This window comes from Anaerocolumna chitinilytica (assembly GCF_014218355.1).
GTDB classification, from domain to species: Bacteria; Bacillota; Clostridia; order Lachnospirales; family Lachnospiraceae; genus Anaerocolumna; species Anaerocolumna chitinilytica.
The window spans coordinates 2,162,064-2,178,378 of sequence record NZ_AP023368.1; the positions used below are offsets into that span (position 1 = coordinate 2,162,064).

Below are 16,315 nucleotides of genomic sequence, written 5' to 3' on the forward strand. Positions count from 1 at the left end.
AGTTATGAAATTACAATACTGTAAAAACAAATAATTACAGGAATATGATGTATTTAAAATATACAAGCTGGTTGAAATTTCTTACCATTAAAAATGCAAGTATTTGCGGTGTGTTGGAGGATGAACTTTCACACTACCTAATTTGTACGCGTGCAGGAGTACGCAGATGGGAGAGATTTATGAAGAAAGGAATATTTAGCAGGAATAGTTGGAAAAAATGGGTTGCAGCCGCACTTACGTTAACCCTTATTTTCAACGCAGGTCTTCCCGGACAGGGAGCAGACAATAAGGTTTCTGCTGCGGGAAGCGATAAGGTAATATTTACGGATTTTGAGTCAACGGACTATACGGCTGGTGCTTATGGAAACAGTATCACCAGAGATAGTGTCAATGTTTATGAAGGAAAGCAAGCCCTCCAGTATGTACAGAGCGAAGGAAAGAAGTGGGATAACGACATTAAGGTAAGAAGCGTATCTGGCAGTGCAATTGATGCTTCTGGGATGACAAAGATAGTTATTCATGTAAAAGACACAGTCGGTGCCAACAATTTTGAAGTGAAACTGATTGATGAAAATAATAATACCTCGGCTAAATATACTGCTGAAAAAGCTGTAAAGGATCAGTGGACTACACTGGAAGTTCCGCTGGATCAGTATAGCGGAATAAATAAGGCAGCGATTAAGCAAATAGCTGTTTGGGAATGGAATGACGGTGCATATTACTTTGACAGTATTTATTTTGAAGACGCAAATAACAACAAAGTAATGTTTCAGGATTTTGAACAGAGTCTTTATTATAATACGAATAACGGAACGAATAAGCTCACCCAGGCTGATAAGAACAATGGAAGTACTTCCCTCATTTATAATCAGGGTAACGATAGCGGGGGAGGAGAAGCAATTATCAACCCTGGCAAAGTAATAGATGCCACTGGTAAAGACTATATTGTATTCTGGCTCAAGGACACGAACGGCAGCAATAATTTAAAGCTTGCGCTTACAGATGCTGATGGAAATTCCTATGATGACTGGACCGATGGGAATGATGCTTTACAAAAATCCTTGAAAGACCAATGGAAGGAAATTGCAGTACCGCTTAGCAAATACAGCAGTCATGGCGTTGATTTAAGTAAAATTACACAGATAAAGATATATGAGTGGAATACCGGTAATTATTATATAGATGATATTTACTTTACCAGTATCCTGCCCCCAGCCCCACCGGTATCTGATGTTTCAGAGGGAACTTATACTGAAAGTTTTCAGGTGAGTCTGACAGCTCCGGAGAGTGGCGGTGCTATCTACTACACAACGGATGAAACGAAACCTACGGAGAGTTCATCCCTTTATACAGCACCAATTACGATAAATACTTCCACCCTTTTAAAGGCAGTTTTTATCAAGAATGGAGAGAGCAGCAGAGTACTTACCCTTAATTATTCTGTTGTAGCAAGCAATATCCCTAAAAAAGTGATGTTCGAAGACTTTGAAGGAACACCTGTAATTACAAACGGAACGGTAACAGATGCAGAAAAATACAGTGGTACAAAGAGTGCTTCCTATATCCTCACAGCATCCGCGGACCCGACAGAAAGCAGCAGCTTCTATGCTGAAGGTGCTAATACAGACACCTCTTTATATAATTATCTGGTATTTTGGTTAAAGGACACCCAAGGTGCTAATACCGTAAAACTTGGGCTTAAAGATAAAAATGGAAACAAGACCGGACTTGCCTGGACTAATACACTAACCACAGAGAAAGGCAGTTCAATTAAGAATACCTGGACGGAATATGCTGTAAAACTAAGCAGCATTTCCGGTATTGATAAGATTGACCGCTCTGCCATAAAAGGAATCTACATTGGCGAATGGAATTCCGGAACATATTACATAGATGATATCTATTTTACCAATAACCTTCTGCCTGCTAGTCCGAAGTCAAACTATGCTTCCGGTACTTATGAGAAGTTAGAAGGAGTAACCTTAGCCACGACCACTGCAGGCTGCGATATCTACTACACAACAGACGGCAGCACACCTACAAAAGCTTCAATAAAGTATCAGACACCCCTGACCTTTACTGAGAATACTATCGTAAAGGCAGCTGCTATACGACAGTCAGATGATGAAAGCAGTGCGGTAGTAACCTATACCTACCATGTTAAAGCACTCCCTGCCGGTGCTGTTGTTCCTTTCAATGATTTTGATGATGGAACCGGAAAAGTAATTGCAAGAACTGGCGCGAAAGTAACCGCTAACAGCACAGACAGTTACCAAGGAAAGAGTATTACCTATGAGATGAGTACCTTAAGCGGCTCCCCTACACAAACTGTCAGAAGTATTACCGTAACACCAAAAAACGGTGCAACAGCAGATGTAAGGCTTTCCAAATACCTGGTTTTTTATGTGAAAGATAAACAGGCTTATAACAATACCAGAATGTTTATCAAAGATGACTTTGGTAATGAAGCGTCTGCTTGGACTACCTGCAGCACGAAGTACAACGAATGGAATATGTACTATGTGGATTTAAGCAGTATGGATGGATACGCTAATCTGGACTTGGCTTTTATCAAAGAAGTAACCTTTGGTTTTTATAATACCGGAACCTATCTTATTGATGAAATGTACTTTACCGACAAGCTCTATACCGGACTTCCGGGAGCAGAAACACCGGCTCTTAATCCGGCAGCAGGTGAAATACAGACAAGCAAAGCACCCGGCACCTATGATGTTTTCGTTCCTGTTGAACTTGCGGCAGAAACAGGAGCTGACATATACTATACAACTGACGGAACTACCCCTACAACAGCTTCAAAGAAGTATACCAGAGCTATCTATTTGAAAGCACCTGCGGTTATAAAAGCAATTTCTGTTAAGAACAGTATAAGCGGAAATGTTTTCAGCTTTGAATATAATATTAAACCCGGTAAACCTGTTACAATCTTTGGAGAGCCGGGAACCTATACAGGTTCAGTTATAGTGGCACTTCGTTCCTCAGAAGATAACACACCGGTTTATTATACGTTAGATGGCAGTGAACCTACTGTTTCCTCCATCCGTTATAACTCACCCTTTAGAATTGAAGAAACTACAACTCTAAAAGCAATTGGATATGACAATGGAGCAGCAAGTGATACTAAGACCTTTGAATATATTATTCAAGGCACAGAAGCAGGCGTAAAAGCTGTGAAGTCTTCTCTGCCTGCCGGTACCTATGGCGCAGCAAGAACCATGACACTTACTTCAGGAACTGTCGGTGCCCAGATTTATTATACGACCAACGGTTCAAATCCAACTACCTCCTCACAGTTATATACAGGAGCTGTTACAGTAAGTACAGATACCACAATAAAGGCAATCGCTGTACTGGGCAGTAAAGTAAGCGGTATATCAGAGTATCAGTATACCATCAAGAGCGGCCCCTCCAACTTCTTGAAGGCAGATGGAAAGAAGATTAGGAACAATTACGGCACAGGTGAGGAAGTAATTCTTCGCGGTACAAATGCCGGGGGCTGGCTTGTAACGGAGAATTGGCAATGTCCTCTTGACGCCAAGGATATGCTTACGATGATGAATGTATTTACCGAGCGTTTTGGCAAGGAGAAAGCCGCCGAACTGATCAAACAGTATCAGGATCACTGGTGGACTTCAAAGGATTTTGATTATGTAAAGGCAGAAGGAATTAATATTCTAAGACTTCCTATTACGTATTTTGAAATGTTAAACAGTGACGGAAGCTTAAAGACAACAGCTTTTGAGAGACTTGACTGGTTTATAAACGAAGCTAAGAAGCGTGATATCTATGTTATGATTGATATGCATGGTGCTGTAGGTTCTCAGAACGGAAAAGACCATTCAGGAGACACAACAATAGCGGATATCGGAGATTTCTATGGTAATGAAGAGAATATCAGTAAGACAGTGACTCTTTGGAAAGAGATTGCAAAACGTTATAAGAATGAACCCATGGTATGCGGCTATGATTTATTAAATGAGCCCAGTGCAACAAAATTGGTTCAGTATGATGTTTATGACAGGATTTACAAAGCAATCAGAGAAGTGGATAAAGATCATATGATTTTCCTTCAGGGAATCTGGAATCCTACGGATTTGCCGGACCCGTCTCTTTATGGATGGGAAAATGTGGTATACCAATACCACTTCTATCAGTGGAGCGGTCTGACAGATGCTAAGGTACAGTCAGATTTCATCAAAGAAAAGATTAAGATGATCAAAGAAACAACGAATTATAATGTTCCTTCCTTTATCGGAGAGTTTACTTTCTTTAGCAATCCTGACAGCTGGAAACAGTGTATGGATCTGATTGAAGCAGAGGGGTATGGTTATACCACCTGGACCTTTAAGGTAGCCGATGGCGGAGAAGGCAGCAGTTGGGGGCTATACACCGGTAAATCCAATCCTGTATTGGTTAATACCGATTCTTTTGATACTATAATGAACAAGTGGAGTACGATTGATACAACAACAGGCTTTACAAGAAACACAACATTCGCAGATGTTTTAAAGCCTTATTTTTCGAAGAACATACCACTTGCGGTTCCTTACTCCGAAGGTTCAGGCGGTAACCCCGGAGGTGGTGATAATAGCGGAAACGGTGGCAATGGCAATGGCGGCAGTAACAACGGAAGTAATCAAAATAACAATAATTCCTCAGTTGCTGTTGCAGTACCGACGGTAAGTGATATACAAGTTAAGGATGGAAAGGCAGTTATTAGTTTGTCTCTATCCAAAGCTGAATTACAAAAAGCAGCAGAGGGCAAAGAGAAACTTACTTTATCAGCAGCTCTTCCGGAAAACGAGATAGCAGCACAGATAAAGGGCGGCAATGACATTTCTATACGTTTGGATTTAACACCTGCACTGAGTATATCTAATGTTGTAGTAGATAAAGTTGTATTGTCCAGCAATCTATTAACACAGATAGCAGCTGCACAAAAATCCGTAGATGCCACGATTGTTCTAAAGGATGCTGCTCTCAACTGGCATTTTGACGGAGAGCTTTTAAAAGCTTCTAAGCGCCCGGTTACAGACATCAACCTGATGGGACAGATTAGTGTTGCTGCTATTACAGGAAGCGCTATAACCCAGAGGGGACTTGTAGTTTCCTTCAATCATTCCGGGTTACTTCCTTCCACTGCTGTTATTACATTATCACCAAGTGGGTCATTAGCAGATTCATTCTTTAAAGATGCTGGCTTAACAGTTGGAAGCAACGCTTATGTTTACTACCATGATCAGGCAAGCGGAAAGCTCCTTGCGATACCCAATAATAAGATAATGGTAGCAAGTGACGGTATCAGAGTTCCTATTACTCATTGCTCCGATTATGTCATTCTGGCAAAAGAACCGGATAAGTCTATTCTTGTTTCTTTACTCGACCAGATTAATGTCTCTGCTGATAAAGTACCTGTATATGTAAACGGTACAATGGGCAATACCAAACTTATTAAGGTTACGCTGCCTCAGACCTTAGTAAAGACAGGAAGCAGTAAGGTAAAGGATTCCGGTGTTGATACGGTGGCTATTACTTATGCTTCTTCCAATAAGAGTGTTGCAATAGTTGATAAAAACGGTAAAGTGACCGGAAAGAAAGCAGGAAAGGCTACTATTACAGTAACCGCAAAATTATCTGATGGCACCTCCAGAATAGTGAAGGTTCCGGTAACTGTTAAAAACGCCTGGGTTGAAGTCTTGGAAGCTCCTACTACCATAAAGAGCGGAAAAACAAGCAGCTTTCGTATAGCTTTACATGGCTACAAAAATAGTGATATTACCTGGCTGACTGGCAAACGGGGCATTGCATCGGTAGGTATTAACAGCGGTAAGACTACTGTGAAAGTAACCGGAACCTCTGCAGGTAAGGATACGCTAATCATTCTGTCCAAGGGAAAGAAGATAAAGAGTATTTCAGTAACTGTAGCAAAATAAACGCAAAATATATACTTTCATTCGAAAAAGTATAAAATGTAGAAGCAAAGTATGATTCTATTTATTGCACCTATTGCAAAAATATCATAAAATTAAACTTGTATTTAATCTAAAATTCACAGCAATCATAAGGAGTTATCAGGAAGCTTTATCGATAATCTCCTTATGATTTTGTGGTATACGTAAATTTTTGCCTGTAGATTAAAATTCAGATACATGAGAAGGTATGAGTATTTTATGAGAAAACAAGTGAAAGTTTCTATTTATGTGCTTCTGCTATTCTGTTATGCGTTAACATCATTTACAGCCTGTTCAAAAAATAACGGGAAGGCAGGTGATACAGCTCAAAAAGGAACACAGGAAAAGAAGGGTAAGACCAAAGCCGATGTTAATAAGGAAGATACAAAGGGGAACCCGGATACATCAGACAGAGTCGACTTGGTATTCTACCTGATGGGGGACCCGCCTAATGACATGCCTTTGGTACAGGACCGGATAAATGAATTACTGCTTCAAAAAATCAACACTACAGTAACCTTTAAATACACCAGTTGGACGGACTGGCAGACAAAATATAACATGATACTCTCCTCCGGTGAAGAATGTGATTTGATTTATACTGCCAATTGGATGAATTATGCGGAACTGGCGAACAGCAATGCTTTTACACCACTGGACGAGCTGCTTCCGGTATATGCACCTGATATTTATAAGGATATTACTCAGGATGTCTGGAAACAGATGAAAGTGAAGGGGAAGATCTACTCCGTACCAAGCTCGAAGAAGGAATATACGAACGCTGGTATAATGTACCGGGAAGATTTAAGAGAGAAGTATAATCTGCCGGTGCCGGATAGCTTTTCAAATCTGGAAGCGTATCTGATGGGAGTAAAGAAAAACAATCCCACACAAAGTATTATGAAACCTTCCGTAAATACCGCATCATTTTCCTATTCCTTTAGCGCAACCATGGCCTTTCAGGCAAAATATGCCTGGGTGCAATCAGGTGCTCCCTATGGATTGGCAGCTGAATATAATACACCGTCGAAACTCTTTAATTATTGGGCTTCGGATGATTTTAGGGATGATATGATGACTATGAAGAAATGGGCGGATGCCGGCTTTTGGTCCAGAAGTGTATTATCCGATGCCAATAATTCCGATGCCTTTATCAACGGACAGGATATCTGTATTATTGATGGACAGAACCCTGCTAAATTTGTTGGTACATACTATAATTCCAGGCTGGCTAAAGACTGGAAGGTTGGCTATGTGCCTTATGCCAGTATCAACAGAATTGCCTATGCCAATCATCCCAGCGGAAACGGAACAGCTATTCCGACCAATTCTAAGTATCCGGAAAGAGCTGCCATGGCTCTTAACCTATTATATATGGACAAGGATATCTACAGATTAATGCAATATGGTATAAAAGGCACTCATTATACCCTGGATGCAGAGGGATACTATAAAGACGGACAAAAGCACACAGACTTCAGTGCGGAATCTGCCAATGCCTGGGGACTGCGTAATCCCTTATTTACGTTGCCGTCAAGAGGGGATGATAAGTTGAATAAGATTTTTTCAGAACTGCACAGGATAGCACTTAAAACAAAGTATCCGGATGTAGATATTGCTTCCGGTTTCGTGGAAGTATATGATGACTATGCTTCTGAGCGAGCCGCACTTGCTAATGTTATGATTGAGTATCTTGCACCATTACAGGCCGGATTAGTTGATGATGTAGATGGTGCAGTCGATGAGTTTCTCCAAAAAGCTGCAGAAGCAGGTTTAACCAAAATACAGGAAGCTTATACAAAGCAGTGGGAGGCATATTGTGAAAACTATGGGTATTAATAAAAAGTAAGATATGAGAGGGTGTTGCTTTTGGCACCCTGTTTTTGCATTTTACGGTTTTGGGGGGAGTTTTGATGCGTTTATTTAAGAAAGGTATCTTTCTAAAATTATTTCTGAATATTACGCTATGTGTAGTGGCAGCAATTGTACTTACATCAGCTGTGCTTTATTCCAATTTTGAGTCTATCTTGATGCGCTATGAGTATCAGGCCAGAGCAGAACAGCTTAGCAGCCAGCAGGGACAGGTGTCCAAGTTGTCAGATGTAGCTGTTAAAATCGGCAATCAAATATACCACGATATGAACATAACAAAATTACTTTATACAAAAGATCCAAATGTCAATGATATGAGTGCAGCCTTTGGACAGCTTCGTATATACAGAGCCTCTATTCCTTATATAGAGTCCATCTATATTTACAACAAGTATAATAACTATGTCTATGTGGAAGGCGGCAGTGAATATTCGGAACTTACGGAACATGGTTATGAAAAATTAAACGATGGATTTCTGGATGTGTCTGCGAAAAATATTATCGCAAACTTCAAAGATTATAAGCCTTTTAAGCCCATACCTAGATCCTATTATTCCACGACGAAGAAGAAGACCAAGTATTTTTACAGCTTCTTTATGTATGATTCTTATACAAACAAATCGGATACAAGCTGCGTGATGATAAATTTTAATACGGATTATCTGCTGGATTCCTTTAAAGATAATCAGAAAAATGATTCAGAGTACTTTATTGTCGATGAGAAAGGGGATATTGTCTCCACTGGTTCAAAATTTGATATGCTAAAGAATTATCATCCAGCAAGTTATATTCGAACAATTCTGGATAATGGAGACAAAGAGGGGTATTTTACAGATACAGTAAGTAAGGAAAAGCTTTTCTTTGTATATAGTCAGAGAGATAAATACGGCTGGCAATATGTCAGTCTGACCAAATATAAAACAATGGAAGAGAGTATTCAAAATATTCAGATACTCACAATGTCTGTCAGTGTAGTATTTGTAATTCTCAGTATTCTTTTAGCTTTCTGGATAACAAGAAGATTATACCATCCTATTTATGAGATGGAGACGGATATAAAGGAATTGGAACATGAGAAGAGAAGTGCAAAGAATATCTTAAAGCGAGTATATATCAGTGATTTGTTGGCCTTAAAGGAAACCCCGGAGAAAGAGTATCTGCGTAATTACTTTCAGAAGATAAACATGGAGCTGGACTTCGAGAAAGAGCTGCAGCTTCTGCTCATCCGGATAGACCGGTATAGAAATAAAGCAGAGCAGGAGGAACAGGAGGTTGAACATGCTATAAAGTTTGCTGTCATTAATGTGTTTACAGAAATGTTAGGAGAGGATTATAAAGTTCAGGGAACTGATTTGGATGAAAGGGATATTATCTTATTTATCAATACCACAGCAGAAAAAAGCCGTGAGCAGTTTATAGAAAAGCTGCAGCAGGCAGGGAATCTGGTGGCCAGTTATTTTAACATTACCTTATCCTTGATACTTAGCAGTGACGGAAAAAAACCAGAGCAGCTTATGAGCTTATATAGACAGGTGATGGAGGCGGTACTGCATAGAGTATTTTATCCGAAAGGAAGCTTCATAGATGCGAAATACATAAATATCAAGGAAGCAAATGAATATGAATATCCTCTATCGAAGGAGAAACAGTTGGTAGAAGCATTAATGGCAGGAAAGATAGCAGAGGCGAAGGAAGCTTTTCTCTCTGTTACGGAGGAACTTAAGGATTACCCCATCTCCATATTTAACATGGCAACTGCCCGATTGGTAGTAACCCTCAATAATATGGTAAGCATGTTAAGAAAGAACAGCAGCAATTGCTTTGAAAATGTAGATATGATTCTTTCCTTGCATCAGCTGGATTCAAAAGAAGAATTCCTTGAGAGCTTTTACAGCTTCTTTGAAAATGTCGGGAAGGAACTGGATAAGAAAAAAGCCGCTAAACAAGAGACTTTTTACGAGCAGATGAAAACATATATCTATGCACATTATTCGGACCCGGATTTCTCAGTGGAAAGTCTGGCTGATGCATTAAATAAATCAGTACCCTATATCAGCAGGGTATATTCACAGACCAATGGAACCACAATTAAGGATACCATTAGTGAATTACGAATGAACCTGGCAAAGGAGTTATTAAAGAATAAAGTACTCTCAATTAATGAGATAGCAGCAAGAGTAGGATTCTCCAGTACCTCGTATTTTCATAAAGCCTTTAAGAAAGTAAATGGAGTCACTCCAAAGGAATTCCAGGAAAAAGAATAACGTCAAAATAAAAGAGGTACTAAGGGTAAAGAAAATGAAATGTGAAAGGATACCGCAGAGGGCTAGTATTGCAGTCTTTTGAAGTAACTGCAGAAGTGTTGCGGTAATAAATGGTGAAGAGATGAAAGTTGTTAACGGAAGATTATTAGAAGAAGACGGAAGAGAAATAGTACTTCGAGGTGTAAATCTGGGAGGCTGGCTGATTCAAGAGAGCTGGATGTGTCCGGTAAGCGGTGAAGACCGTAAATGGGCTAACCTGGATACTCTGAACATACTGGAAGAACGATTCGGAAAAGAGCAGACACAGATTCTATTTGAAACCTATCAGGATAACTGGATAACAGAATGGGATATTAAGAATATAGCAGAGAAAGGGTTAAATGCTCTACGTGTACCCTTTTGGTACCGAAACTTTATGACTGATGAAACCGGAACCTGGATAGAAGAGGATTTCTCTAAGAACCCCGGTTTCAAACGTCTTGACTGGATAATAAAAATGGCTGAAAAATATGGCTTGTACGTAATTCTGGATATGCATGGCTGCCCGGGAGGTCAGAGTATGGACCACTGCTGTGGTACTTTATGCAGAAATGACCTTTATACCAAGGAAGAGTATTTAAAAGTAATGGAGAATTTATGGGCTGCAATTGCGGAACGTTATAAAGAGAATAAAACAGTGGCAGCTTATGATATTATGAACGAGCCTCAGAATAACGGCGGTTATGAAGGAGAACACAGCTACGACCCTTTTCTGGAAGAAAGCTGGCAGATGAGTAATGCAGTCTATGATCGCATGATAAAGGTCATCAGGAATATCGATAAAGACCATATCATAACGGTGGAAGGAATCTGGAGGGTATCTAATCTGCCGGACCCGAAAGAACTTGGTTGGGAGAATATGATGTATCAGACACATCTGTACGATGATGACGAGAATTTCTATAAGTGGACACTAGCCATGGCTGAGACCAGAGACCGATATGGGGTTGCAGGGTTTGTGGGAGAATTTCAGAATTTACATGGTCTTTCAATGTGTAATGAACAGGGGCTTAGCTGGACCACCTGGTCTTACAAAGGTGTAAAAGATGTGGGTACTTTCTTCTGGTATGTAGCAGAGCTTCCGAAAGCAGATGTAAAAAATGATACCTATGAAGAGATTCTAACTAAGTGGGGGGAGTCCTTAAGGACAGAGAACTTTAGTGAAAAGGAAGCTGTTACAGAGGCCATAAGAATCTACAGTGACGGACGTTTTGAAGAATATAGTGCTGGAGTAAACCATTCGGAAGAATGATTTTATACTTTCTTCTTTGGGGTATTTGCGGTATCATAGAGATAAAAGAATAATCAGCAGCATGGAATGGAGGACATATGAAAATCTTAGCAATTGGTAACAGCTTTTCGGAAGATGCTACCGCATACCTGTATCAAATAGCTCAGAATGGCGGAAGAGATATGAAGGTGGTAAATCTCTATATTGGAGGCTGTTCTCTGCAACGGCATTGGAACAACGTGGAGGGAGATATCCCAGATTATGATTACCAGTTAAACGGCAGCTATACAGGCCGTAAGGTAGCCGTGAAAGAAGCACTTCAGGAAGAAAAATGGGATATTATTACCCTGCAGCAGTGCAGCGGACAGAGTGGTTTACCTGAGAGCTATAATCCATATATTGAAAAATTATCTGCTTATGTAAAGAGTTTAGTACCGGATGCAACCCAGTGGATACATAAGACCTGGGCTTATGAGAAAGATTCAACTCATTCGGAATATCAATATTATGACAATAATCAAAACAAGATGTATGAGGAATTAACAAAAGCCTATAATCTTGCAGCAAAGAAACTCTCCTTAAAGCAGATACCCTGCGGAGACGTTATTCAGTATTTAAGAAGTCTTCCGGAATTTGACTATGGAAATGGTGGAATTAGCCTTTGCCGGGATGGTTTTCATATGAATATACCTTACGGCCGTTATGCCCTGGCACTTACATGGTACAAAACTCTTCTGCAGGGGGACATCCTTTCTAATACGTTTATACCGGAGTCAGAAGAACTACAGACTGATAGGAAGCTGTTACAGACTGTAAAAGAAGCCGTAAATACTTATCTGGAAGATTAATTGTCGGATGACAATAAGGTAAGATATTATGGAGGCGAAGAGATGATTCGATTGTTATTGGTATGCCTTGGAGGTTTTTTGGGCAGTGGATTGCGATACTTAGTATCTACGGGTACCTCAAAATGGTTTGAAGGCAAATTTCCCGCGGGAACTCTAATCGTTAATGTTGTGGGATGTTTCTTTATTGGTTTTATTATGGAATTAAGCGCTCATAATAAAAATGTAACACCGGAGATTCGATTGTTCCTAACCACAGGAATTTTAGGCGGGTTTACTACCTTTTCAACCTTCGGACTGGAAACGGTGAATTTTATGTCCGACAGCAGGTATGTTATAGGAATCCTGTATGCCACCCTGAATTTAGGACTTGGGCTTATCGCTGTAATCCTTGGGAAATGGACGTCAAGACTGGTATGGCCGGTATAAGTAATATTTAGTCTAAAAAAGCTTTCTGTGATGAGAATTACAGAAAGCTTTTTTAAATCCATGTGAAATTCCCCTTTACATCTAATTCATTTTGATGTTTTGTAAGCATTTGTTATCTGATGGAGTTCCCATAAACCTCCGGCTGGAGGAGAATTCTTGTATGACCATTGGCATCGTATTCCAGAGTTATAAGTTTTTTTAGTACTTCTACCGCTGCCTTTGCCTTTTGACTGTTACTTATGATAATTCGTCTGGTATCAGCCATTAAGATATCTGTGTCCTGATTCGAGGATATTACTGTAATTTCAGAATTATCTACATATCTTTCTACCTTAGAACCTAAGAGATCACCAATGATGATACCCTTACGATTCTTTTTGGCATAAAGAAAATCCTTCAATTCAGCATCCTTGTGATGGATATAGATATCCTCCTTGGCAAAACAGTCAGTTATTGCTTCTTTTAGCGTTTTATTGGTGACATTTTCCATGACCAGGTAGGGGGATTCCTCTTGAAGGAGTACCTTAGCCTGGTTAATTGCTGTTTTATAATCCGGTAATATCTTATAGAATAAACCCTCGTCAAAATCACATTCCAGGAAAATCACCGGAACATAATATTTTCCCGTTACTTTTCTTAAGGATTTCTCGTTAATGTCTATCATAAATACTGCTTCCAGGGAATGCTTGTATTTCATCTCGATGTTCTCTAAGTCATACGCAACGGAAAGAATAGAATCATATCCGCTTAGATAGAGTTCCTGTTCAAGTTCCGCAGCTAGATCCAAATACTGGTACTTTAGATTGGAGGAAGCCTGGTTGTTTAAGTTTACAATAATTCCGACCAGATTACTTCTCCGGCTGGCTAAGGACTTCGCTGTCTGATTTGGTACATACCCCATGCTTTTGGCAGTCTCTAATACTTTAATTCTGGTATCATGGCTGATTTTCTCTTTTTCGGAATGATTCATAACATAGGATACCGTAGCAAGGGAGAGCCCTAGTTTATCTGCGATATCCTTCATTGTAACCTTTTCTCTTTTCATATATAACCCCAGCCTTTCCCTTCTGTTAAAACAATTATAACATTATGTTACAAGCCTTTCAATAAGTGGAAAAGAGAGGTCGGCATCAGGAAAACTATTTCTTTGGTTCAATGAAAAGTACAATTAGATAAAAATTAATCAACTTAATTTTTTTGGAAAAAAGAGCAAAAAGCCTTTATTTATAAGGATTAGAATTGATTAAAAACTACTTAACAAAATAATGTTTAAGTTGAAAATATGTATAATATATATAATAAAATATGATTGAATACACAATTAATTATGCAATATTACTTGACACAGATAAAAATTGGTGCTAATCTATAGTTAGATTAAGCGCTTAAGTTAAATCAAATTAATGAGAAATATATTCATTATTAACAACAAAAAGGGTTTATAGACTAACAGAAAGGCATGGCTAGTACTATGGCAAAGAGGAAGGTATCGTTTCTGATATCAGTATTTATATGGGGCGGAGGGCAATTTCTTATCGGAAAGCAGAAGATGAAAGGGTTTTTATTCTTTTGTATGGAACTTATCTTTTTATCGATAGAGTTCTTCTCGGGTTATTGGCTGGATTATCTGGCGGGTAATATCGTACATTTCCGAATTGGAATCTATGGAGGCTTTTTTACAAGAGGACTCTGGGGACTGTTTACACTGGGGGATAAAGCCGGAGCAAGGTATGGGGATCATTCTACCATGCTGATGATAGAAGGTATTATCAGTATAATGGTTCTGGCACTCTTTGTACTCCTGTATATCTGGAATTTAAGAGATGCCTACCAGACAGGAAAAGATATTGATAGTAAAGGGGTCTATACTACCTCAGGGGAATATTTAAAACATACTTTAAGCAAATCTTTTCCTTACATCGTACTGACACCGGTTATCATACTGGTAGCCTTTATGGTATTAATGCCAATATTATTTTCATTTTTAACAGCATTCACAAACTATAACAAAAACCATCTGCCACCGGCAAGCCTTGTGGATTGGGTGGGCTTAAAGAACTTTGTGAAACTCTTTAAGGTACCCATCTGGTCAGGAACTTTCTTTTCGGTACTTATCTGGACGGTTATCTGGTCCTTGCTTGCTACCTTTACTACCTATTTTTTCGGAATGTTTCAGGCAGTGCTCTTAAACAGCAAACATGTGAAAGTGAAATCGTTGTATCGGAGTATTATGATCTTACCCTGGGCTATTCCCCAGATGATAAGCTTATTAGTATTTAAGAATCTGTTAAATGGTCAGTTTGGGCCATTAGGTCAGTTCTTAATTGATATTGGAGTTACCAATAAGCGAATACCCTTTTTAACAGATCCGATGATTGCAAAAGTAACAGTGGTGCTTGTGAATCTTTGGATGGGATTTCCCATGTTTATGATTATGATACAGGGAATTCTCTCTAATATTGACAAGAGTCTGTATGAAGCGGCTCAGATAGATGGGGGCGGAGATTTACAGGTTTTTCAAAAGATAACCCTGCCGCTGGTCTTTCAGGCAACGGGACCGCTCTTGGTTATGAATCTTGCAGGTAATTTTAACGGATTCGGGTCTATCTATTTCTTAACAGAAGGCGGTCCGGTCAACCCGAATTATCAGCTTGCAGGCGATACGGATATATTGATTTCCTGGATTTATAAACTAACCTTGAATAATCAGATATATGATATGGCTGCGGTTATGTGTATTATCCTTTTCATACTGGTTGGCGGTGTATCTTTTTGGAATTTTAAAAGAAGCAGTGCTTTTAAGGAGGTCTAGGAATGAAGAACAGAAAAAAGAATCCAAGGGGTTTAAAAGCATTTTTGATAAATGCAGAACTAATTATTACTTCACTGATTGTACTAATACCGGTTATATGGATTGTAATGTCTTCCTTTCATAAAGGCACAGGGCTAACCGGTTCATCCTTGATCCCTAGCGTACTAACGGTGCAGAATTATGTTCGTTTATTTCGGGAAACAGATTATCTGATATGGTTTAAGAACAGCTTATCCATAGCAATCTTAAATGCTTTTGTTTCTGTTGTCCTGATATTGGTAACAGCATGGGTAGTATCAAGATTTCACTTCAAGGGACGAAAATCAGGCCTTATGACTATGCTAATCCTGTCGATGTTTCCTAGTTTTCTATCAATGACTGCTATCTATACCCTGTTTATTACCTTTGGCTTGAATAAGACTCCCCTGTCACTGGTCCTGGTATATTCTGCGGGGGCAATTCCCTATAACGTCTGGCTGGTGAAAGGATATCTGGACGGAGTACCAATTTCTCTGGATGAAGCAGCTTACATAGACGGAAGTTCCAAAATCAACACCTTTTTCAAGATAATTATACCAATGTCGAAACCGATTATCGTATACTGTGCCGTTGCCCAATTTATGGCTCCCTGGATGGATTACATACTGCCAAATCTGCTGTTTACCGGAACAAGCACAAAAACGATTGCAGTTGGACTCTATGCTATGATAACCGGAAATGAAAACTCCTACTTTACCACCTTTGCAGCCGGTGCGGTATTAATAGCCGTACCAATCACTATTCTGTATTTGTTGTTTCAAAAGTATCTGGTGGAAGGAATCTCTGCCGGCGCGAACAAAGGTTAATTCGATTTA

At 39.4% G+C, this 16,315-nt stretch carries 9 protein-coding genes; 8 read left to right on the forward strand and 1 reads right to left on the reverse strand.

Going from position 1 to position 16,315, the window contains the following annotated elements; all coding sequences use genetic code 11:
• The first annotated feature begins 179 nt into the window (after positions 1-179).
• From bsdcttw_RS09385 to crcB, 6 genes are all read left to right on the forward strand, one after another.
• Positions 180-5,951, forward strand: coding sequence for a chitobiase/beta-hexosaminidase C-terminal domain-containing protein (locus tag bsdcttw_RS09385; RefSeq protein ID WP_185259114.1), 5,772 nt, complete (start codon positions 180-182; stop codon positions 5,949-5,951).
• A 237-nt stretch (positions 5,952-6,188) separates the two neighbouring features.
• Positions 6,189-7,808, forward strand: a complete 1,620-nt coding sequence (locus bsdcttw_RS09390) for an extracellular solute-binding protein (protein ID WP_185259115.1) — start codon at positions 6,189-6,191, stop codon at positions 7,806-7,808.
• A 74-nt stretch (positions 7,809-7,882) separates the two neighbouring features.
• Entirely contained in the window at positions 7,883-10,105 is a 2,223-nt protein-coding gene (locus bsdcttw_RS09395; RefSeq protein ID WP_185259116.1) for a helix-turn-helix domain-containing protein, read from the forward strand.
• 121 nt (positions 10,106-10,226) lie between these two features.
• Positions 10,227-11,396 carry a glycoside hydrolase family 5 protein gene (locus tag bsdcttw_RS09400; RefSeq protein ID WP_185259117.1) on the forward strand — a complete coding sequence of 390 codons (1,170 nt, stop codon included), beginning with the start codon at positions 10,227-10,229 and terminating at the stop codon, positions 11,394-11,396.
• A 77-nt stretch (positions 11,397-11,473) separates the two neighbouring features.
• A complete protein-coding gene (locus tag bsdcttw_RS09405; RefSeq protein WP_185259118.1) occupies positions 11,474-12,223 on the forward strand; it encodes a DUF4886 domain-containing protein in 750 nt (249 codons plus the stop codon).
• A 42-nt stretch (positions 12,224-12,265) separates the two neighbouring features.
• Positions 12,266-12,649 (forward strand): fluoride efflux transporter CrcB, encoded by a 384-nt coding sequence (crcB, locus tag bsdcttw_RS09410; protein ID WP_185259119.1) that lies wholly within the window; start codon positions 12,266-12,268, stop codon positions 12,647-12,649.
• A gap of 112 nt (positions 12,650-12,761) precedes the next feature.
• Here crcB and bsdcttw_RS09415 read toward each other — a convergent pair whose 3' ends face one another.
• The gene (locus tag bsdcttw_RS09415) at positions 12,762-13,694 is read right to left on the reverse strand and encodes a LacI family DNA-binding transcriptional regulator (protein WP_185259120.1); all 933 of its coding nucleotides are present in this window, start codon (positions 13,692-13,694) and stop codon (positions 12,762-12,764) included.
• 426 nt (positions 13,695-14,120) lie between these two features.
• Between bsdcttw_RS09415 and bsdcttw_RS09420 the strand changes: the two genes are divergently transcribed.
• Both bsdcttw_RS09420 and bsdcttw_RS09425 read left to right on the forward strand, forming a co-directional pair.
• On the forward strand, positions 14,121-15,461 hold the full coding sequence (locus bsdcttw_RS09420; RefSeq protein WP_185259121.1) for a carbohydrate ABC transporter permease: 1,341 nt from the start codon (positions 14,121-14,123) through the stop codon (positions 15,459-15,461).
• A 2-nt stretch (positions 15,462-15,463) separates the two neighbouring features.
• The gene (locus tag bsdcttw_RS09425) at positions 15,464-16,306 is read left to right on the forward strand and encodes a sugar ABC transporter permease (RefSeq protein ID WP_185259122.1); all 843 of its coding nucleotides are present in this window, start codon (positions 15,464-15,466) and stop codon (positions 16,304-16,306) included.
• Positions 16,307-16,315: the final 9 nt, after the last annotated feature.

What these genes read in the sequence shown, in the direction of transcription:
- bsdcttw_RS09385 (WP_185259114.1), top strand. Translation starts at nt 180, where the DNA reads ATGAAGAAAGGAATATTTAGCAGGAATAGTTGGAAAAAATGGGTTGCA.
- bsdcttw_RS09390 (WP_185259115.1), top strand. Translation starts at nt 6,189, where the DNA reads ATGAGAAAACAAGTGAAAGTTTCTATTTATGTGCTTCTGCTATTCTGT.
- bsdcttw_RS09395 (WP_185259116.1), top strand. Translation starts at nt 7,883, where the DNA reads ATGCGTTTATTTAAGAAAGGTATCTTTCTAAAATTATTTCTGAATATT.
- bsdcttw_RS09400 (WP_185259117.1), top strand. Translation starts at nt 10,227, where the DNA reads ATGAAAGTTGTTAACGGAAGATTATTAGAAGAAGACGGAAGAGAAATA.
- bsdcttw_RS09405 (WP_185259118.1), top strand. Translation starts at nt 11,474, where the DNA reads ATGAAAATCTTAGCAATTGGTAACAGCTTTTCGGAAGATGCTACCGCA.
- crcB (WP_185259119.1), top strand. Translation starts at nt 12,266, where the DNA reads ATGATTCGATTGTTATTGGTATGCCTTGGAGGTTTTTTGGGCAGTGGA.
- bsdcttw_RS09415 (WP_185259120.1), bottom strand. Translation starts at nt 13,694, where the DNA reads ATGAAAAGAGAAAAGGTTACAATGAAGGATATCGCAGATAAACTAGGG.
- bsdcttw_RS09420 (WP_185259121.1), top strand. Translation starts at nt 14,121, where the DNA reads ATGGCAAAGAGGAAGGTATCGTTTCTGATATCAGTATTTATATGGGGC.
- bsdcttw_RS09425 (WP_185259122.1), top strand. Translation starts at nt 15,464, where the DNA reads ATGAAGAACAGAAAAAAGAATCCAAGGGGTTTAAAAGCATTTTTGATA.